The following is an 18,583-nucleotide window of genomic DNA, read 5'->3' as shown; positions in this document are numbered from 1 at the left end:
AGGGTGCGCAGCGGGGCTGTGCGGCCCCTGCAGAACTGTCGCGGGTCCGTCGGAGGCCTGTGCCGCACGATTGCATGCCCGGGGCTGCATTGCAGCGCGCCCGGGCCGCACTGCGGCGCGCCCGGCGCGCGACGGCAAGCCCGGCCTCGGCTCGTGCCGCGCTACTCCGCGGCAGGGGCGGGAACGGCGGAGGCCACAGCCTCTTCGACCGTGCGGTGCGTGAAGGCGAACCCGCTGTCTTCCAGGGCGGAGGGACGCACGTCGGCGTCCGATGTCAGCAGAGCCTCCGTCGCGTCGGCGCCCAGCGCGAGCTTGACGCCCCAGACGGGGGCACGCAGCACGTAGGGGCGATTCATCCGCCGCGCGAGCGCGAAACCGAGGTCGTTCGCCGTCGCCCGCGTGGGACCGGTCAGGTTCACGGGGCCGGCGAGGTCGGAGTCGATGACGTGACGGATGGCCCGCACCTCGTCGTCGAGGGTGATCCACGGCCACACCTGGGTGCCGCGTCCGATCGGACCGGAGACGCCGAGCTTCGTCAGAAGCAGGAGGGGCTTCAGCACACCCCGTTCGTGCACGACGGGCGCCGTGCGCAACAGGGCGACACGGGCGCGATCGCCCGCGGAACGCGCGGCCTCCTCCCAGTCGACGCAGATGTCGACGAGGAAACCCTCGCCGCGCGGAGAGGTCTCGGTGAGGACCGTGCCGGGCTGGGAGCCGTAGTACCCCGTCGCGCTGGCGTTGACCAGGGCGGGAGCGTCGTCGCCGAGCGCCCGCATCGCGGTCGCCAGCGTGCGGGTCGGCGTGATTCGCGACCACAGCAGCGTGCTCTTGTACGACGGCGTCCAGGGGAAGCGGCCGATCGAGGCGCCGTTGAGGCAGACCACCGCGTCGGCGCCGGCGATGACGTCGGGGTCGAGCGGAGCGGCGTCCTGCAGCCACTGCACCTCGTGCGGGCTCTGCGGAGCGTGGCGCACCAGTGAGGTGACCTGGACTCCGTCGCCGCGCAACGAGTCGACGAGGGCGGAGCCGATGAGGCCCGACGCGCCGGCGATGACGACGCGTCGGGCGGGGGTCTCAGGCAAGCGTGGCCTCGAGGGTGATGTCGATGCCCGAGAGCGCCTGCGAGACCGGGCAGTTGGCCTTGGCGTCGGCGGCGATCTTCTGGAACGTCTCGTCGTCGAGGTCGGGCACGACCGCGTTGACGTTGAGGTGGCTGCCGGTGATGCCGGTGCCGGGCTTGAAGGTGATCGATGCGGTCGTGTCGACGGACTCCGGCGGCGTCCCGTTGTCGGCGAGGGCGTTCGACAGCGCCATGCTGAAGCACGCCGAGTGGGCACCGGCGAGCAGTTCTTCGGGCGTGGTGACCGAGCTCGATCCCTCGCTCCGCGCCTTCCAGTTCACGTCGAACGTGCCGATGCCCGAGGAGGTGAAGGTGACCTCACCCGATCCCTCGAACAGGCTGCCCTTCCAGGCGGTGGCTGCTTCGCTCGTGACGGCCATGGGAACCTCCGTGATCTCATGCGGTCCCGATGACCGCGACGCGGCCAGCCTAATGAGGGTCACCGGGGCGAGGCGGGCCTTGACAGTCTGCGTCGAGGGAAGGCTCAGGCGGCGACCGGACCACGTCGTCCGACGAGGCCCGCACGCTGGAGCACGAGGTACAGCTGGCATCCGAGGCACAGACCGAACACGGCGTTCAGGAACGCGGCGACGAAGGCCATCGCGGCCGCGATCGGCAGCGACCACGGGACTCCGGCCAGATGCAGCAGCAGGCCGAGCACGGTCACGAAGAGGCCGACGCCCTGCGCGAAGCGCGGCGGACGCGGGTCTTCGAACTCGGTCGGGGGCGACAGGCGCGGCTGGATCACCCGTCGGTACAGGACGCCCCACGGGGCGGTTCGGGGCGAGGCGACCCCCCAGACGAAGAGCAGGGCGACGACGAGCAGCAGGAGGAATCCGGGGTCGGTCGTTCGCGCGAGCAGGGGAAGGGCCGACACGGCCCACGCGTCCGGGGCCAGCGTCGCTCCCGAGGACGGCTGGACGGCGATGAACCCGGCCGAGACGCGCTGCGTCGAGATCCCGATGAGGCTCAGCACCGTCGCGACCAGCAGCAGGACGGCGGTGATGGATGCCGCGAAGCGGGGGCCGCGGGCGTCGATGCGCGAGACGTCAGGCATGGGTGTCCTCCGTGAGCAGTCGGTCGAGCTCGAGTTCGATGACGGCGCGGCCGGGGGTCCCGCCGAACCGCGTGCGGATCGATCCCCGTCGGTCGAGGACGAGGGTGGTGGGTGTCTGCAGGACGCGGAAGCGCTGCGCGAGGTCCGGGCGGTGGGTGAGGTCCACGTCGAGATGGCGCACGCCGCCGCGCGAGTCGGCGATCGCGGAGAGCAGGCGGTGCACCCCCGGGCAGCGCGAGCACATCTCCGTGCTGAACTGCAGCAGGGTGGCCTGCTCGCCGAGCGCGTCCGCACCGAGGCTCCGGGGGTCCACGACCTCGGTCGAAGAGACCGCTCGCGCGCGGCCCTGCCGGCGGCGCAGGGTCAGGCCGACGACGACCGTCAGGGCGACGAGTACGCCGGCCGTGACGAGCGAGGGAGTCAGATCCACGACACGCAACGCTAATGCCCGTGGACGGGCCGGGGGTCGATGAGTCTCCGCATGACGCCGAGCGCGGGGTCTCCGCGGCGGCGGCGCACCGGCATCCCTCCTCCCCAGCCGGAGTCCGTCCCCGGTGCCGTGCGCGGACCCTCCTCGCGGCACTCACGCGGGTATCGTGAACGCGTGACAGCCGACATCCTGACCCCGTATGAAGACCTGCTCCGCGACGTACTCGCGACGGGCGTGCACAAGTCCGATCGCACGGGCACCGGCACGACCAGCGTGTTCGGCCGGCAGATCCGCTTCGATCTCGCGGACGGCTTTCCGCTGATCACGACCAAGCGCGTGCACCTGAAGTCGATCGTGTACGAACTCCTGTGGTTCCTGCGGGGCGAGTCCAACGTGTCCTGGCTGAAAGACAACGGGGTCAAGATCTGGGACGAGTGGGCCGACGCCGAGGGCGAGCTCGGGCCGGTGTACGGCGTCCAGTGGCGGTCGTGGCCGACCGCCGACGGCGGGACGATCGACCAGATCGCCCAGGTGATCGAGCAGATCCGTCGCGATCCCGACTCGCGGCGGCTCATCGTGTCGGCGTGGAATCCGGCCGACATCCCCGACATGGCGCTCGCCCCGTGCCATGCGCTCTTCCAGTTCTACGTGGCCGACGGCAAGCTGTCGTGCCAGCTCTACCAGCGCAGCGCCGACATGTTCCTCGGCGTGCCCTTCAACATCGCCTCGTACGCGCTGCTCACCCTCATGGTGGCGCAGCAGACGGGCCTCGAACCCGGCGAGTTCGTGTGGACCGGCGGTGACTGCCACGTCTATGACAACCACCGCGAGCAGGTCGCCGAACAGCTCTCGCGAGAGCCCTACCCGTACCCCACGCTGCGCTTCGCCCGCACGCCGGCGTCGATCTTCGACTACCTCTACGACGACATCGTTGTCGAGGGATACCAGCACCATCCCGCCATCCACGGGGCCGTTGCGGTATGACCTCGCTGGGTCTGGTCTGGGCCGAGGCGCAGGGCGGCGTGATCGGCTCCGGGGGCGGGATGCCGTGGCACGTCCCCGAGGACATGGCGCACTTCCGCCAGGTGACCGGCACCGCCGATGTGGTGATGGGTCGACGCACGTGGGAATCGCTGCCGCCGCGGTTCCGCCCGCTCCCCGGCCGGCGCAACATCGTCGTCAGCCGCGCCGCCGACTGGACAGCCGCGGGTGCGGAGCGCGCGGGCTCGCTCGACGACGCCCTGGCGCTGGCCGCCGGCGAGCACACCTGGGTCATCGGCGGCGGAATGCTGTACGCCGCCGCCATCGCCCGGGCCGACGTGCTCGAGGTGACGCGCCTCGATCTCGAGGTCGACGGCGACACCGTCGCCCCATCGAAAGAGGGGTGGCGCCGGGTCGCCGCTGACCCCGACGACGGCTGGCACACCTCGCGCAGCGGCATCCGGTACCGGTTCGAGACGTACCGGCGAGAGGGATGACATGGCCCGCGCGGCGCTGATCACGGGAGCGAGTTCGGGATTGGGCGCCGAGTTCGCTCGGCAGCTCGCCGCGCGCGGCGCCGACCTGGTCCTCGTCGCCCGCGATCGCGCGGCCCTCGACGTCGTCGCCGCCGACGTGCGTGAGACGCACGGTCGGCGCGTCGAGGTGCTGGTCGCCGACCTGCTCGACGACGGGGAACTCGCGGCCGTCGAGAAGCGACTGCGCAGCGGTGACATCGACGTGCTCGTGAACAACGCCGGATTCGGTCTCGACCTGCGGTTCGAGCAGAACCCGATCGACGACGAGGTGCGCCACCTGCGCCTGCACGTCGAGGTGGCGATGCGCCTCACGCGCGCCGCGCTACCGGCGATGCTCGAGCGGGGGAGCGGGCGCATCGTCAACGTCGCCTCGGTCGCGGGTTTCGTGCCGCGCGGAACCTACGGTGCAGCGAAGGGCTGGCTCATCTCGTTCAGCCGCTGGGCCAACGTCGTCTACCGCCCGCGCGGCGTCACGGTCACGGCGGTGTGCCCCGGCTTCGTGCACACGAACTTCCATGAGCGTCTCGGCCTCGCCCCCGGCCACGAGGGCGTCGCGCCCGGACTGTGGCTCGACGCGGCCACCGTCGTGCGAGAGGGGCTGCGGGCCGCCGCGCGGGGGCGCTCGGTGAGCGTGCCGTCGTGGCGATACGCGCTGCTGGTGGCGGGTTCGCGCGTGCTTCCCGACCGCGTCGTGGTGCGGGCGGCCGCGCGCGGACGCTGACTCGCCCGTCGGGCCATCCCCAGCGGGATCGCCGGACGTGTCGTCCTGCGATGGCCCGCCCGCCGGGCCGTCCTCAGCGGAAGCGCCCCAGCCGGATACCCGCGAACGCCAGTGCCGCGATGGTCTCTCCGTCGGCGATCGTCCCGTCGGCGACGAGGTCGAGCGCCTCGGCGAAGGGCACCCACCGTACGGCGTCGATGCCCTCCTCGCGCTGCGAGGTCGCGGCATCCGTCGCCGTCAGACCCCGCGCGAGGAAGACGTGTTCGGGGGCGTCCGCGATCCCGTTGAGCGCATTCATCCGCCCGAGCAGTTCCCATTCGGAGGCCGTGATGCCGGTCTCTTCGAGCAGCTCCCGCTGCGCGGCCGCCAGAGGATCCTCCCCGTCCGACCCTCCGGCCGGAACCTCGACGGAGCGCCCGGTCGTGTAGCGGTCGAGCTCGATGAGGCAGACGCGGTTCTGTTCGTCGAGCGCGATCACGAAGACCGCGGGATGCTGCATCCGCACGACCCCGTAGATGCCGTCGCCGTGAGGACCGGTGACCTCGTCCTCGCGGACGTGGATCCAGCGGTTCTCGTAGACGGTGCGCGACGCTCGGGTGATCCAGGCCATGCCGCCACCCTAGGCGGCGGTGCCGTCACGGATTATTCACCCCCGAGCGGCGGCCCGCCGGGGATGGGGGGCGTCGAACCGATAACCTGGGACCATGACGCACTCCGCCAATCCCTTCGGTCAGGTGCTCGTCGCGCTCATCACCCCGATGACCGCCGACGGCGAAGTCGATTGGCCGGCCACCGAGAAGCACATCGACGACGTCGTCAGCGCCGGTGCCGACGGAATCGTCGTGACGGGCACGACGGGGGAGACCTCCACCCTCACCGACCCCGAGAAGCTGCGGTTGGTCGAGGTCGGCAAAGACGTCGCGGCGGGTCGCGCCAAGATCATCACGGGCGGCGGCTCGAACGAGACCGCGCACGCGATCGAGCTCTACAAGGCCAGCGAGAAGGCCGGGGCCGACGGCATCATGATCGTCACGCCGTACTACAACAAGCCGACGCAGGCCGGCATCCTCACGCACTTCCGCCTGGTCGCCGACGCGACCGATCTGCCGGTCATCCTCTACGACATCCCCGGCCGCACGGGCGTGCCGATCAAGTACGAGACGATTCTGCGCCTGGCCAAGCACCCGAACATCCTCGCCATCAAAGACGCCAAGGGCGACTTCAGCGAGGTCAGCCGCGTGCTCAACCAGACCGACCTGATGTATTTCTCGGGCGATGACGCCAACGTGCTCCCGCACCTCGCGATCGGCGCCTCGGGTCTCATCGGCGTGACCGCGAACATCGCTGCGGCTCCGTACCGCACGATCGTGGATGCCGTCAACGCGGGCGATCTGGCATCCGCCACCGCCGCGCACAAGGGCCTCGAACCGCTGGTGCGGGCAGTCATGACGCACGTGCCCGGCACCGTCGCGGCGAAGTACATCCTCCACGGGCTCGGACGGATTGGCAGCCCGCGCGTCCGCCTGCCCCTCGTCGGTCCGGAGGAGTGGGAGGCCGCCGTCATCGAAGACGAGCTCGCCCTCGTTAAAAACGTGGCCGGCGCCGACTTCTCGAACTTCCGCCCCGACCGCAACGCGGCCGCCGGTGGTGCCCTGCCGAAGGTGCACGGCACAACGCGATAGACATCGGCGTCCGCCGAACCGCGGCCAGGGACGCCACACCAAGGGATGCCACGCGGTGGCGTCCGAGGAGGCACTATGCCCACGACCGTTTACGATCCCCCCGCTCTCGCTCCGGGCACGCTCCGCGTGATCCCGCTCGGCGGCCTCGGCGAGGTCGGTCGCAACATGACCGTCTTCGAGTACGAGGGCAAGCTTCTCGTCGTCGACTGCGGCGTGCTGTTCCCCGAGGAGCACCAGCCCGGCGTCGACCTGATCCTGCCCGACTTCGAGCCCATCAAGCACCGCCTCGACGATGTCGTCGGCGTCGTGCTCACCCACGGGCACGAAGACCACATCGGTGCCGTTCCCTATCTGCTGAAGCTCAAGGGCGACATCCCCCTGATCGGTTCGGGCCTCACGCTCGCGCTCATCGAGGCGAAGCTCAAGGAGCACCGGATCCGCCCCTACACGCTCACGGTGAAAGAGGGGCAGCACGAGAAGGTCGGGCCCTTCGACCTCGAGTTCGTCGCGGTCAACCACTCGATCCCCGACGCGCTCGCCGTCGCCATCCGTACGCCCGCGGGCCTGGTGCTGGCCACCGGCGACTTCAAGATGGACCAGCTGCCGCTCGACGGCCGCATCACCGACCTGCGCGCCTTCGCGCGACTCGGCGAAGAGGGCGTCGACCTGTTCCTGGTGGACTCCACCAACGCGGACGTGCCCGGGTTCACGCCCACGGAGCGGGGCATCGGCCCGGTGCTCGACCAGGTGATCGCCAAGGCGCCGCGCCGCGTGGTGGTCGCGAGCTTCTCCAGCCATGTGCACCGCGTGCAGCAGGTGCTCGACGCCGCGCACGCGAACGGCCGGCGCGTGGCGCTGCTCGGTCGCAGCATGGTGCGCAATATGGGCATCGCCGCCGACCTCGGCTACCTCAACGTCCCCGAGGGGGTGCTGATCGACTACAAGAAGGCCCGCGACCTTCCCGACGACAAGATCGTCTACATGTCGACCGGTTCGCAGGGCGAGCCCATGGCGGTGCTCAGCCGCATGGCGAACCTCGATCACGCGATCGAGCCGGGCGAGGGCGACACGATCATCCTGGCATCCAGCCAGATCCCCGGGAACGAGAACGCGATCTACCGCGTGATCGACGGGCTGACCAAGCTCGGCGCCACGGTCGTGCACAAGGGCAACGCCAAGGTGCACGTGTCGGGTCACGCCGCCGCGGGTGAGCTGCTCTACTGCTACAACATCCTCAAGCCCAAGAACGTCCTGCCCGTGCACGGCGAGTACCGCCACCTCATGGCGAACGCCAAGCTCGCTCGCGAGACCGGCATCCCGGAGGAGAACACGATCCTCGGCGAGAACGGCACCGTGGTGGACCTCCGCGACGGCGTCGCCCGGGTGGTCGGCCAGGTCGACATCGGATTCGTCTACGTCGACGGCTCGTCGGTGGGGGAGATCACGGATGCCGACCTCAAGGACCGCCGCATCCTGGGCGAGGAGGGCTTCATCTCGGTGATCGTCGTCGTCGACTCGGCGACCGGGAAGATCATCTCGGGTCCGGAGATCCACGCGCGCGGGTTCGCCGAGGACGACAAGGTCTTCGACAGCGTCAAGCCGAAGATCGCGGCCGCTCTCGCCGAAGCGGCGAAGTCCGGCGTCCGCGACAACCACGCGCTTCAGCAGGTCGTGCGCCGCACCATCGGTCGCTGGGTCAATCAGTCGCTCCGTCGTCGGCCGATGATCGTGCCGATGGTCATCGAGGCCTGATCGGCATCGAGCGCCGCGGGTTCGCCCGCGGCGCTTCGTCGTCTCCGCGGCCGGCGGCCCGCGTCGGTGGTCGCTCCGTGCGGGCCGGGTGGTGCGAGGGTGCGGCTGCGTTGCGGACATGGCCGTTCTTCCGCGACCGTCGCTTGTCGCTATCATGCGGGCATGCCCGCTCTCCCGATCCGCGCGGCGCTCCGGTCTGACGGCGTGTTCCTGGCCGACATGGCCGTCGAGGCCGCCAATTGGCGTGCCGGCGCCGCACGTCCACGCCACGAGATCATCAGCAGCCCGGAGTACAGCAGGTACATCGCCGGCTGGCTTCGTCCCGGCGACGCCGGGTTCATCGCCGAGTCTCCCGGCGGCGAGCCGGTAGGCGCCGCGTGGTATCGCATGCTGCCCCGTGACGAGCCCGGTTTCGGGTGGGTCGGCACCGGTGTCCCCGAACTGATCATCGGCGTACGGCCGGTGTGGAGAGCCCACGGGATCGGCCGCGCCCTGCTGCGGCGGCTCGCCGACCACGCCCGCGGCGAGGGGTACGCGCGCATCAGCCTGAGCGTCGAGCGCGACAACTACGCGGTCTCGCTGTACCGGTCTGAGGGGTTCGCGGTCGTCCGCCGCGGGATCGGACGCGACGCCATGGTCAAGCGGCTGGGCTGAACCCCGCGTCGGTGCGAGCGAATGTCGGAGGTGCCGCCTACCGTGGAGGAATGGCTCGTACCTCGTCCCCGTCTGGCGGCCGCGCCCCCGCGAAGGGGTCAGCGCGGTCCAAGGCCCCCGCTCCCGCGCCCAAGCGCTACGTCGACGAGCCCGAGAAGCCCGCGGTAGCCGTTCGCGCCTGGATGGCGGTCGCCCACGGCGTCGGTGGCATGTTCCGCGCGTTCGGCCCCGAGACCCTCGAGCGCGATCAGCGTCGCGACGGATTTCCGTTCTTCCTCGTCGTGCTCGCCGTGATCGGGGCCGTTGTCGAGTGGTTCTTCATCGGTACGGATGCCGCGGCGATCATCAGCGCCTACAGCTTCGGCGCCCTCGTCGGGCGGGTGGCCTTCGTGCTGCCGGTGCTGTTGCTGCTTCTCGCGGGCTGGCTGTTCCGCCACCCCGCCTCGGTGCACGACAACGGACGGGTGGGCATCGGTTTCGGTCTGCTGGTCGTGACCCTGGCCGGTTTCCTCCACGTCGCGGGCGGTCGCCCCGTGCCCAACCAAGGCGGTCTTCCCGCTCTGAGCCCGGCGGGCGGCATCGCCGGGTGGATCGTCGGTGAGCCCCTCGCCCTCGTCCTCCAAGACGTGGGCGCCTACATCGCCCTGTCGCTGCTCGCCGTCCTCAGCGTGCTCATTCTGACGAAAACGCCTCCCAACCGCATCGGTCGACGGCTCGGCGAGCTGTACGCGTGGATGTTCGGGGTCGAACGCAGCGAGCGGCCGGATCCCGCGACCAAGGCGCTCCCGGTCGACGATGACGCCGACGCGCCCGGCGAGAAGTCTCTGCCCTGGTGGCGACGCAACAAGTCCGGGCGCGAGGAGGACCCCGATTCCACGCTCGGATCCGACGACCTCACCGAACTGTTGTCGCCGGGTACGCCGCAGGGCGGCTTCGAGTCCCCTGTCGTGGACCCCGAACCGGTCACCCCGCCCGTGTCGACGCCACCGCGGCCCCCGGCCCCTGACGCACTGACAGAGGTCTTCGACCCGCGCGTCCTCCAGGCGGCGGCATCCGGTCGAGGACTCCACGACGACTCGCCCCTCGACGAGGGGCTCGACGACGACGAGTTGCCCGGCATCTCCGGACTCGGCGGCGACAGCGCCGGCGCGCCGCCCTCGGCGACCTACCGTCTCCCGGCCGTGACCGCGCTGGCGAACGGCACGCCACCGAAGGCGCGTTCCGCCGCCAACGACGCCGTCGTCGCGGCGATCGAGAACGTCATGGAGCAGTTCAAGGTCGACGCGCGCGTGACCGGGTTCTCTCGCGGACCGACGGTCACGCAGTACGAGATCGAGGTCGGACCGGGCGTCAAGGTCGAGCGCATCACCGCGTTGACGAACAACATCGCCTACGCGGTCGCCTCGAACGAGGTGCGCATCCTCGCGCCGATCCCGGGCAAGAGCGCGATCGGCGTCGAGATCCCCAACGCGGATCGCGAGATCGTCACCCTCGGCGACATCCTCCGATCGGATGCCGCGTCCGCCTCGACCCACCCCATGACCATCGGCGTGGGCAAAGACGTCGGCGGCGGCTTCGTGGTGGCCAACCTCGCGAAGATGCCCCACCTGCTCGTCGCCGGTTCGACCGGTTCCGGCAAGTCCAGCTTCGTCAACTCGATGATCACGAGCCTGCTCATGCGCGCGAAGCCGGCAGACGTGCGCATGGTGCTCATCGACCCCAAGCGGGTCGAGCTCACGTCCTACGCCGGCGTCCCGCACCTCATCACTCCCATCATCACGAACCCGAAGAAAGCCGCCGAGGCGCTGCAGTGGGTCGTCAAAGAGATGGACATGCGCTACGACGACCTCGCGTCGTTCGGGTTCCGACACATCGATGACTTCAACCGAGCCGTCGTCGCGGGCGAGTTGAAGCTCCCCGCGGGGAGCGAGCGCGTGCTCAAGCCCTACCCGTACCTCCTCGTCGTGGTCGACGAGCTCGCCGATCTCATGATGGTCGCGCCGCGCGACGTCGAGGATTCGATCGTGCGCATCACCCAGCTCGCCCGTGCCAGCGGTATCCACCTTGTTCTGGCCACGCAGCGACCGTCGGTCGACGTCGTGACCGGACTCATCAAGGCCAACGTGCCCTCGCGCCTCGCCTTCGCGGTGACGAGCGTCACGGACTCTCGCGTCATCCTCGACCAGCCGGGCGCGGACCGCCTGATCGGCCAGGGTGACGGGCTGTTCCTCCCGATGGGGGCCTCGAAGGCGGTCCGCGTCCAGGGCGCGTGGGTGAGCGAGCAAGAGATCGAGAAGGTCGTCGCCCACGTCACCCAGCAAGCACGACCCGAGTACCGCTCCGACGTGCAGGTCGCGGCGGAGAAGAAAGAGATCGACGCCGACATCGGCGACGACCTCGAGTTGCTCCTCGCCGCCGCCGAACTCGTGGTGTCGACCCAGTTCGGGTCGACGTCGATGCTGCAGCGCAAGCTCCGCGTGGGGTTCGCGAAGGCCGGGCGTCTGATGGACCTTCTCGAGTCGAGAGAGATCGTCGGTCCCTCCGAGGGTTCCAAGGCCCGCGATGTCCTCGTGACGAACGAGCAGCTGCCGGCCGTGATGGCACGCCTGCGCGGCGACGAGGCCCCCGCGGCCCCCGTGGCGGCCGAGGCCGACGACCGCTACGGCGTCGACCCCATCGAAGCGCAGTACGACGGACTCCCGGTCGTCTCCGACGACGACGAGGGATCCGAAGACGCCTGGCACCTGACGGGACGTGACTGATGGCCGTTCATCCGCAGCTGCCCAATGCGATCACGGTCGCCCGCATCTTGTGCGCGCCGATCTTCTTGTGGCTCCTCCTGGCCGACGGGGGTGCGGGGGGCGGGCTGCGCTGGGCGGCCGCGGTGCTTTTCATCGTCGCCATCGCCACCGACGGCATCGATGGCTACATCGCGCGCCGGTACGACATCGTCAGCGATCTCGGCAAGCTCCTCGACCCGATCGCCGACAAGGCGCTCACGGGCGTCGCGTTCGTGGGCCTGTCGATCCTGGGTGAACTCGACTGGTGGGTGACGATCGTCGTCCTCGTGCGCGAGATCGGCATCACGGTCTATCGGTTCATCGTGGTCAACGACCACGTCCTCGCTGCGGCGTGGATGGGCAAGCTCAAGACCGTCTTCCAGGCCGTCGCCCTCTCCCTGGCGCTGCTGCCGCTGGCGAGTCTCTCGGATGCCGCGGCCTGGCAGGCCGGAGTCTGGTGGGTGAGCGTGATCACCATGACAGCCGCCGTGATCCTGACGATCGCGTCGGGGATCGACTATGTCGTCACCGAGGTGCGCGCGGCGCGCAAGGGTCGCCACGGCCGATGATCGACAGCATCCCCGAGGACTTCGACGAGACCGTCGTGCGCACTCCCCGAGAGAGCGCCGCACTGTTGCTCGAGCGTCTCGGCGAACTCGGGTGGACGATCGCCGTCGCCGAGTCGCTGACGGGTGGGCTCGTCGTCTCCACTCTCGTCGACATCCCGGGTGCGTCGCGTGCCGTGCGCGGGGGAGTGGTGGCGTACGCGACCGACGTGAAGCACGACCTGCTCGGCGTGGATGAGGCGCTCCTCGAGGCGCACGGCGCCGTCCATCCCCGTGTCGCGCGGCAGATGGCGCGCGGCGTGCGCGACGTGCTGGGGCGCAACGGCGTCGCCGCCGATGTGGGAATCGCGACGACAGGTGTCGCGGGTCCGGACGAGCAAGACGGACAGCCCGTGGGTACGGTGCACATCGCTGTGTCGACGCCGCTCGGCACGCGTGTCGACTCGCTGGTGATCGCCGGGGATCGCGAGCGCATACGCCGCGAGACGGCACATCTCGCCATCCGGCGCACCCTCGCGGCCCTCTGACCTCCGGCCGACCGACAGCGCCCCGGAAAGGCGGGAACAAATGATTGCACAACCCGGTTTGCTCCAGCGATTCCCATCCGGTGCACAGCGCGCGGCATTAGGGTGACCACAGACGGTGTTTACAGTTGTCCACTCGGACAACGACGGAATCAGCAGTGAGGAGGGCCCCTACATGATCCTGGTTCGTCAAGAGATCGGCGAAGTCCTGCGTGACCTCCGCCAGCAGAAGGGGCGCACCCTCCGCCAGGTCGCCAGCCGCGCGAGCGTCGCTCTCGGCTACCTCAGCGAGGTCGAGCGCGGTCAGAAGGAGGCCTCGAGCGAGATCCTCGCCTCGGTGGCCGAGGCGCTCGACGTGCCCATCTCGACCATCATGCGGCAGGTCGGCGATCGGCTCTCCGTGCTCGAAGGCCTGCAGACCTTCCCCGATGTCGTTCCCGACGAGCTCGTCGCCTCCGTCGAGCCCGAGTTGTCGTTGCGCTGACTCTCCGTGCATGCGTCGTAGCGAGTTCGATCGCGCCGTCGCCGACGAGTTCGGAGCGCGCGGTGGGTCCTTGTTGACCGATCTCGTCCTGGCGGCCGTAGGCGGCCGCACGGGTGCCGATGCGCTGGCAGCGGGTATCGAGCCGCGTGAGATCTGGCTGGCCCTGTGCGACGAGACCGACGTGCCCGAAAACCGTCGCTACGGGGTCGGCCGACGCGAGCCGCGTCGTTCCTGAGCGCTGGAGCGCGAGGGGGGTCGTGTCGACGCCCGTCTGCGCATTCGTACATAGTTTCCCGGCGTGTCATCGAAACTACGTTCGACCCGGGCGTAGGCTCCTACACAACAGGGAAAGTGGCGCAGTCCTCCCCAACGGGGCTGGCTTCGGACGTCAATGTCGGAGGCCCTCCCTAACGTGGAGAACGTCGAACGACACCTGAACGCCTTGTCGGGTACCCCCACCGTCGGTGGGAGGCGCGACAGCCTATAGGCGACCGGAACGCGAGCAGAAAGAAGACGTCATGCCCTCACCCGCAGAGCGCGAAAAAGCACTCGAGTCGGCCCTTGCACAGATCGACCGGCAGTTCGGAAAAGGCTCGGTCATGCGACTGGGTAGCGACGAACGAGCCCCGATCGAGACCATCCCGACCGGATCGATCGCCCTCGATGCCGCTCTCGGGATCGGCGGGCTCCCGCGCGGCCGCATCATCGAGATCTACGGCCCGGAGTCCTCGGGAAAGACAACGCTCACGCTGCACGCGATCGCCAATGCGCAGCGTGCCGGAGGGATCGCCGCCTTCATCGATGCGGAGCACGCGCTCGACCCCGAGTACGCCAAGAAGCTCGGGGTCGACATCGATGCCCTCCTCGTGTCGCAGCCCGACACCGGCGAGCAGGCGCTCGAGATCGCCGACATGCTGATCCGTTCCGGCGCCATCGACCTGGTCGTCATCGACTCCGTGGCAGCCCTCGTGCCCGAGGCCGAGATCAAGGGCGAAATGGGAGACTCGCATGTCGGTCTCCAGGCGCGACTGATGTCCCAGGCGCTGCGCAAGCTCACCGGCGGTCTGAACACCACCAAGACCACGGCCATCTTCATCAACCAGCTGCGCGAGAAGATCGGTGTCTTCTTCGGCTCTCCCGAAACCACCGCCGGCGGAAAGGCGCTGAAGTTCTACGCGTCGGTCCGTCTCGATATCCGCCGCATCGAGACCCTGAAAGACGGGACCGAGGCCGTGGGTAACCGCACTCGTGTGAAGGTCGTCAAGAACAAGATGGCTCCGCCCTTCAAGCAGGCCGAGTTCGACATCATCTACGGGATCGGCATCTCTCGTGAAGGCAGCCTGATCGACTTCGGCGTGGAGCATGGCATCGTGAAGAAGTCCGGCGCGTGGTACACCTACGACGGTGAGCAGCTCGGCCAGGGTAAAGAGAACGCCCGTAATTTCCTGATCAAGAACCCTGATGTCGCGGCAGAGATCGAGACGAAGATCAAGACGAAGCTCGGTATCGGTGCGGCCGCCGCGCCCGCCGTCCCCGCCGCCGGTTCCGCCGACGACGAGCTGGCTGCACGTCGACCGGCCTGATGACCGACGACGGTAACGGTTCGGGTCGTCGCTCGTTCCCAGGAACGGGCGACGACCACGAAGCCGGCGGAGCTCCGGAGGTGACAGGCGACAGTCAGCGGATCCTTCACGGACTCCCGCGATCAGCAGCGGGCGAGGATCTCGCGCCGGTCATCCCTTTGTTCGGGTCCCGCGGACGCTCTTCCGCCGAGCACCCGTCGACGGGTCGAGATAGCGCATTCGCTTCCGACGACGTTGCCGCTCACGCGGTCGTGTCCGCTGCGAAGCGCCCTCGGCTGCGGCCCCTGCGCAACATCGACGCCACCGTCGACGGCTCCCGGGGAGGCGATTCCGTCGGTGAGGCCGTTGCGATACCCGCTGACGGCCTCGATGAGGTCGCGGCGACGGAAGAGGCTCGGCAGAGCGCTGAGGCAGTGCTTCTGCGCAAGCTGCGGTCGCGGTCGTTGTCGATCTCCGAGGCGCGGGGCGTGGTTCGCGGTGTAGAGGGGGCGGACGACCTCCTCGTCGAGGAGATCATCGACCGTTTCGTCGACCTCGGCTATCTCGACGACGCGATCTTCGCCGAGCAGCTCGCGATGTCGGCCGTCGAGAAGCGGGGGGAGGGCCGTCGAGCCGTCGCCGAGACCTTGCGCAAGCGCGGCATCCCGCGAGACATCGCCGAGGTCGCCCTTGCGGCGCTCCCCGACGACGACGCCGAACGAGCGCTCGAGTTCGCACGGTCGAAGGTCCGCGGGGTCGAAGGGGTCGAGTACGAGGCGGCTCTCCGCCGTCTGGGCGGCCAGTTGGCCCGCCGAGGGTATCCCTCGTCGGTCGCCCTCACGGCGGCTCGTGCGGCACTGCAAGAGGCCGGTATCGGGCGATCGCGTTCTTTCGCGCGACCCGCGTCAGGGGTGCGTTTCTCGCCCGACGAGTGACGTGACAGGGGTCCCTGCACGTCTCGGGGAGGGATCCGTACGGGCTCCGTCCAGAATCCCGCGTCCGCGCCGACGGGGTGCTCCGCTCCACGCGCCCGCGAATCAGGGTGCCGGCCTCGTCCTGTCACGAACGACGCCCGATGCCACGAGGTGCCCCAGTTCCACCCGGGAGGCTGCACCCACTTTCGCGCGTGCTTGATAGATGTGCGACTCGACCGTCCGCACCGACAGGAACAGCCTCGCCGCGATCTCGCGGTTCGTGAGTCCCTCGTCGGCCATCAGCGCGATCTCGCGCTCTCGTGCGGTCAAATCGCCCGGCGGAACCCCGGGCTCCGGTGGGCGGGGGAGGTCGACCACGGCATCCGGGTGGGTCGCCGGAGGAGTCTCGCGCATCGACCAGAGAGCGTGCAGCCGCAGCTCGTCGACCGGTCGTCCGTTCTCCTCCGTCGAACGTGCCGCCGCGCGCCGGACGACCTCGGCGGCCAGGGGCAGGTCGGTGGTCGCGGCCAGCCGTGTGAGCTCGTCGACTTCGTCGCCGCTCGCCGCTCCCAGGGCGGTCAGCCGGAACAGGTCGCGGATGCGCAGGGCCGCGGCGGGGCGTCCCCGCGTCATCTCCGCCGTGGCGCGAGCCGCGACACGAGCGGCGTCGTGGCTGCCCTCCGCGGCGAAGAGCGTCGTCTGCACGTAGAGGCGGCTGCGTTGCAGGAGAGGCGCGTCCTGTTCCTCAAGGCGAGCGAGGATCGCGCGAGCCTCGTCGAGCCGGCCGGCGAGCGCGAGCTCGTCGGCCACCCCCAACTCGATCATCACGGCATCGGGGTCGGTGACCGCAGACGGCGTGCGCGACATCGCCGAGGTCAGCTCGCGGCGGGACTCGACCGCCCGGCCCGCCCCCGCGAAGGCGATCGCGGCTGCCGCTCCCGCGAGTGTCAGCTCCGCGCCTTCGCCCTCGCGCGCCGTCCTCGCCATCTCGCGCTCCAGACGGGCGTGCACGTCCGTCCCGTCGGCTCCGGCGATCTGATGACCGGCCAGCATGAACATCAGGGCGGTGAGGCGGTCCCGTGCCACGAGCCCGTCGGGAGACTGCCGCGCGTCGAGCGTCCGTTCGACCCCGCGATAGGAGACCTGCGCCTGACGCCAGCGCCCGGCGAACGCTTCGGCCGTGCCCGCCGACACGAGCGCGCGCAGGCGCATCGCGGGCGTTGCCCCCGAGTGTGCGACGGCGCGTCCCGCGGTCTCGGCGGCCGCGGTCCAGTCGAGGCACGCGCCCTCTCGCGCCGATTGGGCCAGAAGCTCCTCGACGAGGGAGTCGGCGAGGACATGGTCAGGCGCGGTCGCCCCGCGGTGGGTGGTGCCCTCGCCTCCCGGGAGGGAGCGGGGGTCGCGTCGACGCAGCCCGACATCGTCACCCTGGTCGGTGGTCCGGCCGTCGGCGGCGGCATCCGACTGCGTCCCGGACTCGGCCTCCGAGCGGAGAGGGGGGATCTCGGCCGCCCTGACGCCGCGAGCGGCGTATGCGGCGGCGTGCGCGGCGTCGCCGCGGCGGGTGGCCTCTCGGGCGGCGTCCAGGGCGATGCGCGAGCGCACCGCGGGGGAGTGCGCGGTCTCGCCCGAGAGGTCCGACCCGAGGCGGTGCCAGCGCTGGGCCACCGTGACGGCGACGGAAGGGCTCCACCACTCATCGGCCTCGGCGAGCATCCGCCGACCGGCGGCGGCGACAAGGGCGTCGATGCGGCTGGGGCCGAGTCGACGTTGAGCCTCCTGGGCGACGAGGTCGTTCGCGGTGAGGCGGCGTTCGGCTGAGGGATCGGCGTGGAGGAGCCCGCGCGCGACGAGTGACTGGATGCTGTCGGCGTCGAACAAGCGGGTCGCCGTGGCGGTCTCGAGATGGGGAAGGCGTCGGATGCCGGCGAGGCTCTCCAGGTCGGCCACCGGCATCTCGGCGACGTGTCGCTCGAGGGCGACGGCGAGCCGGCTGTGCGGGGGGATCGTCCGAAGCGCGTCGAGGGGGTCGCGACCGGCGTCGGCGTCGTTCGCGGCGTGCAGGACGAGGTGCCGGAGGAGGGCCCGTGACCCGTCGGCGCGCCACACCAGCCCGGCGCGTGTCGCGCTGTCGAGGACACCGGCCTCGGGGAAGGCGTCGAGGAGGCCGAACGCGTCTTCGTCGTTGAGCTCGGGAAGGTCGACGCGATGCGCCAGACCCTCCACCCAGAGGTTCCGTAGTCGACGGCGCGCCTCGTCCGCGTCGTCGGCGAATGCGAGATCCCGGGGGCGTGCGGTGCGGAAGGCGAGCACGGCGGTCAGGGTCCGGGATGCCACCGCGCGCGCGATCGCGTGAGCCGACGCGGCGTCGAGCAGCTCGATGTCGTCGACGATGAGCACTCCGTCCACGACGGCGTCGCCCTCCGACGAGTCGCGCATCGCGTCCACCGCCGGGTGCAGGGTCGCATCGAGTGCGCCGAAGGGGCGCGTCGACAATGCCGACGCGGGCCGAACGGTGATCGCCTCACCGCCGCGGCGTTCGACTTCCGCGCCGATGGCGCGCAGAAGGTGACTACGGCCGCTACCCCGGGGGCCCGCCACGAGCAGCGACCTCCCGCCGAGGACTCGCGCGGCCCAGGCCGCGGCATCCCCGTCCGCACCGGACCTGCTGGCCGGGCGCGGCGTCGTTCGGTCGCTGTCCATGCTCCCCCTTGGCACCCCGTAGTGCCGCGATACTGCTCACCGTATCGGCAACGGCGCGCGACGGTCCGTCCCGGGCGCGCACCCTTGTGCCCGAAACGCGCCACCGGACAGGCCGAC

At 70.2% G+C, this 18,583-nt stretch carries 19 protein-coding genes; 13 read left to right on the top strand and 6 right to left on the bottom strand.

The features are described 5' to 3' along the window. Positions 1–161 precede the first annotated feature (161 nt). The 4 genes from MT347_RS10710 to MT347_RS10695 all read right to left on the bottom strand — a co-directional run bounded on the left by MT347_RS10710 (position 162) and on the right by MT347_RS10695 (position 2,607). A complete protein-coding gene (locus tag MT347_RS10710) occupies positions 162–1,082 on the bottom strand; it encodes a TIGR01777 family oxidoreductase (protein WP_243500930.1) in 921 nt (306 codons plus the stop codon). Then, positions 1,075–1,500 (bottom strand): OsmC family peroxiredoxin, encoded by a 426-nt coding sequence (locus MT347_RS10705; protein ID WP_243500929.1) that lies wholly within the window; start codon positions 1,498–1,500, stop codon positions 1,075–1,077. The genes MT347_RS10710 and MT347_RS10705 overlap by 8 nt, the downstream gene beginning before the upstream one ends. 104 nt (positions 1,501–1,604) lie before the next feature. Continuing rightward, positions 1,605–2,177 (bottom strand): DUF4395 domain-containing protein, encoded by a 573-nt coding sequence (locus MT347_RS10700; protein WP_243500928.1) that lies wholly within the window; start codon positions 2,175–2,177, stop codon positions 1,605–1,607. Next, a complete protein-coding gene (locus tag MT347_RS10695) occupies positions 2,170–2,607 on the bottom strand; it encodes a thioredoxin family protein (RefSeq protein WP_243500927.1) in 438 nt (145 codons plus the stop codon). The genes MT347_RS10700 and MT347_RS10695 overlap by 8 nt, the downstream gene beginning before the upstream one ends. A 174-nt stretch (positions 2,608–2,781) precedes the next feature. On the opposite strand from MT347_RS10695, the gene MT347_RS10690 reads away from it, so the two are divergent. Genes MT347_RS10690 through MT347_RS10680 form a run of 3 tightly spaced genes read left to right on the top strand, consistent with a single transcriptional unit; the run spans position 2,782 to position 4,845 of the window. Then, positions 2,782–3,591 carry a thymidylate synthase gene (locus MT347_RS10690; RefSeq protein ID WP_243500926.1) on the top strand — a complete coding sequence of 270 codons (810 nt, stop codon included), beginning with the start codon at positions 2,782–2,784 and terminating at the stop codon, positions 3,589–3,591. After that, positions 3,588–4,085: a dihydrofolate reductase gene (locus MT347_RS10685; protein ID WP_243500925.1), complete on the top strand. Its 498-nt coding sequence runs from the start codon at positions 3,588–3,590 to the stop codon at positions 4,083–4,085. Before MT347_RS10690 ends, MT347_RS10685 begins: the two co-directional genes overlap by 4 nt. Before the next feature lies 1 nt (position 4,086). Continuing rightward, on the top strand, positions 4,087–4,845 hold the full coding sequence (locus MT347_RS10680; protein WP_243500924.1) for an SDR family oxidoreductase: 759 nt from the start codon (positions 4,087–4,089) through the stop codon (positions 4,843–4,845). 73 nt (positions 4,846–4,918) lie between these two features. On the opposite strand, the gene MT347_RS10675 is transcribed toward MT347_RS10680, so the two are convergent. After that, on the bottom strand, positions 4,919–5,455 hold the full coding sequence (locus MT347_RS10675; RefSeq protein WP_243500923.1) for an NUDIX hydrolase: 537 nt from the start codon (positions 5,453–5,455) through the stop codon (positions 4,919–4,921). A gap of 94 nt (positions 5,456–5,549) precedes the next feature. Here MT347_RS10675 and dapA point away from each other — a divergent pair, with 94 nt between their 5' ends. The 10 genes from dapA to MT347_RS10625 all read left to right on the top strand — a co-directional run bounded on the left by dapA (position 5,550) and on the right by MT347_RS10625 (position 15,784). Continuing rightward, entirely contained in the window at positions 5,550–6,527 is a 978-nt protein-coding gene (dapA, locus tag MT347_RS10670; RefSeq protein ID WP_243500922.1) for a 4-hydroxy-tetrahydrodipicolinate synthase, read from the top strand. Positions 6,528–6,602: 75 nt separating this feature from the next. Further along, positions 6,603–8,279, top strand: a complete 1,677-nt coding sequence (locus MT347_RS10665; RefSeq protein ID WP_243500921.1) for a ribonuclease J — start codon at positions 6,603–6,605, stop codon at positions 8,277–8,279. Between the two features lie 162 nt (positions 8,280–8,441). Then, on the top strand, positions 8,442–8,933 hold the full coding sequence (locus tag MT347_RS10660; RefSeq protein ID WP_055957843.1) for a GNAT family N-acetyltransferase: 492 nt from the start codon (positions 8,442–8,444) through the stop codon (positions 8,931–8,933). A gap of 50 nt (positions 8,934–8,983) precedes the next feature. Continuing rightward, positions 8,984–11,695, top strand: coding sequence for a DNA translocase FtsK (locus MT347_RS10655; protein WP_243500919.1), 2,712 nt, complete (start codon positions 8,984–8,986; stop codon positions 11,693–11,695). Then, complete coding sequence (gene pgsA / locus MT347_RS10650; protein ID WP_243500917.1) at positions 11,695–12,282, top strand: CDP-diacylglycerol--glycerol-3-phosphate 3-phosphatidyltransferase; 588 nt, start codon at positions 11,695–11,697, stop codon at positions 12,280–12,282. Before MT347_RS10655 ends, pgsA begins: the two co-directional genes overlap by 1 nt. Further along, positions 12,279–12,806: a CinA family protein gene (locus MT347_RS10645; protein WP_243500915.1), complete on the top strand. Its 528-nt coding sequence runs from the start codon at positions 12,279–12,281 to the stop codon at positions 12,804–12,806. The genes pgsA and MT347_RS10645 overlap by 4 nt, the downstream gene beginning before the upstream one ends. Before the next feature lie 172 nt (positions 12,807–12,978). Next, positions 12,979–13,287, top strand: coding sequence for a helix-turn-helix domain-containing protein (locus MT347_RS10640; protein WP_055957830.1), 309 nt, complete (start codon positions 12,979–12,981; stop codon positions 13,285–13,287). 10 nt (positions 13,288–13,297) lie between these two features. After that, complete coding sequence (locus MT347_RS10635; RefSeq protein ID WP_243500913.1) at positions 13,298–13,522, top strand: DUF3046 domain-containing protein; 225 nt, start codon at positions 13,298–13,300, stop codon at positions 13,520–13,522. Between the two features lie 283 nt (positions 13,523–13,805). After that, entirely contained in the window at positions 13,806–14,870 is a 1,065-nt protein-coding gene (gene recA, locus MT347_RS10630; RefSeq protein WP_243500911.1) for a recombinase RecA, read from the top strand. A 251-nt stretch (positions 14,871–15,121) separates the two neighbouring features. Continuing rightward, positions 15,122–15,784, top strand: coding sequence for a regulatory protein RecX (locus MT347_RS10625; RefSeq protein WP_243500909.1), 663 nt, complete (start codon positions 15,122–15,124; stop codon positions 15,782–15,784). 102 nt (positions 15,785–15,886) lie between these two features. Here the strand turns inward: MT347_RS10625 and MT347_RS10620 are convergent, their stop codons facing one another. After that, the gene (locus tag MT347_RS10620; RefSeq protein WP_243500907.1) at positions 15,887–18,466 is read right to left on the bottom strand and encodes a helix-turn-helix transcriptional regulator; all 2,580 of its coding nucleotides are present in this window, start codon (positions 18,464–18,466) and stop codon (positions 15,887–15,889) included. Positions 18,467–18,583 lie beyond the last annotated feature (117 nt).

It is taken from the genome of Microbacterium sp. VKM Ac-2923, assembly GCF_022815605.1.
Classification (GTDB): domain Bacteria; phylum Actinomycetota; class Actinomycetes; order Actinomycetales; family Microbacteriaceae; genus Microbacterium.
The sequence above is the reverse complement of the archived record's forward strand: the minus strand, read 5'-3'. Positions and strand labels throughout refer to the sequence as shown.

Coding starts and splice junctions, on each gene's coding strand:
- MT347_RS10665 (WP_243500921.1), top strand. CDS start 6,603: ATGCCCACGACCGTTTACGATCCCCCCGCTCTCGCTCCGGGCACGCTC.
- dapA (WP_243500922.1), top strand. CDS start 5,550: ATGACGCACTCCGCCAATCCCTTCGGTCAGGTGCTCGTCGCGCTCATC.
- recA (WP_243500911.1), top strand. CDS start 13,806: ATGCCCTCACCCGCAGAGCGCGAAAAAGCACTCGAGTCGGCCCTTGCA.
- MT347_RS10705 (WP_243500929.1), bottom strand. CDS start 1,500: ATGGCCGTCACGAGCGAAGCAGCCACCGCCTGGAAGGGCAGCCTGTTC.
- MT347_RS10675 (WP_243500923.1), bottom strand. CDS start 5,455: ATGGCCTGGATCACCCGAGCGTCGCGCACCGTCTACGAGAACCGCTGG.
- MT347_RS10640 (WP_055957830.1), top strand. CDS start 12,979: ATGATCCTGGTTCGTCAAGAGATCGGCGAAGTCCTGCGTGACCTCCGC.
- MT347_RS10700 (WP_243500928.1), bottom strand. CDS start 2,177: ATGCCTGACGTCTCGCGCATCGACGCCCGCGGCCCCCGCTTCGCGGCA.
- MT347_RS10660 (WP_055957843.1), top strand. CDS start 8,442: ATGCCCGCTCTCCCGATCCGCGCGGCGCTCCGGTCTGACGGCGTGTTC.
- MT347_RS10620 (WP_243500907.1), bottom strand. CDS start 18,466: ATGGACAGCGACCGAACGACGCCGCGCCCGGCCAGCAGGTCCGGTGCG.
- MT347_RS10635 (WP_243500913.1), top strand. CDS start 13,298: ATGCGTCGTAGCGAGTTCGATCGCGCCGTCGCCGACGAGTTCGGAGCG.
- MT347_RS10655 (WP_243500919.1), top strand. CDS start 8,984: ATGGCTCGTACCTCGTCCCCGTCTGGCGGCCGCGCCCCCGCGAAGGGG.
- MT347_RS10685 (WP_243500925.1), top strand. CDS start 3,588: ATGACCTCGCTGGGTCTGGTCTGGGCCGAGGCGCAGGGCGGCGTGATC.
- MT347_RS10680 (WP_243500924.1), top strand. CDS start 4,087: ATGGCCCGCGCGGCGCTGATCACGGGAGCGAGTTCGGGATTGGGCGCC.
- MT347_RS10645 (WP_243500915.1), top strand. CDS start 12,279: ATGATCGACAGCATCCCCGAGGACTTCGACGAGACCGTCGTGCGCACT.
- pgsA (WP_243500917.1), top strand. CDS start 11,695: ATGGCCGTTCATCCGCAGCTGCCCAATGCGATCACGGTCGCCCGCATC.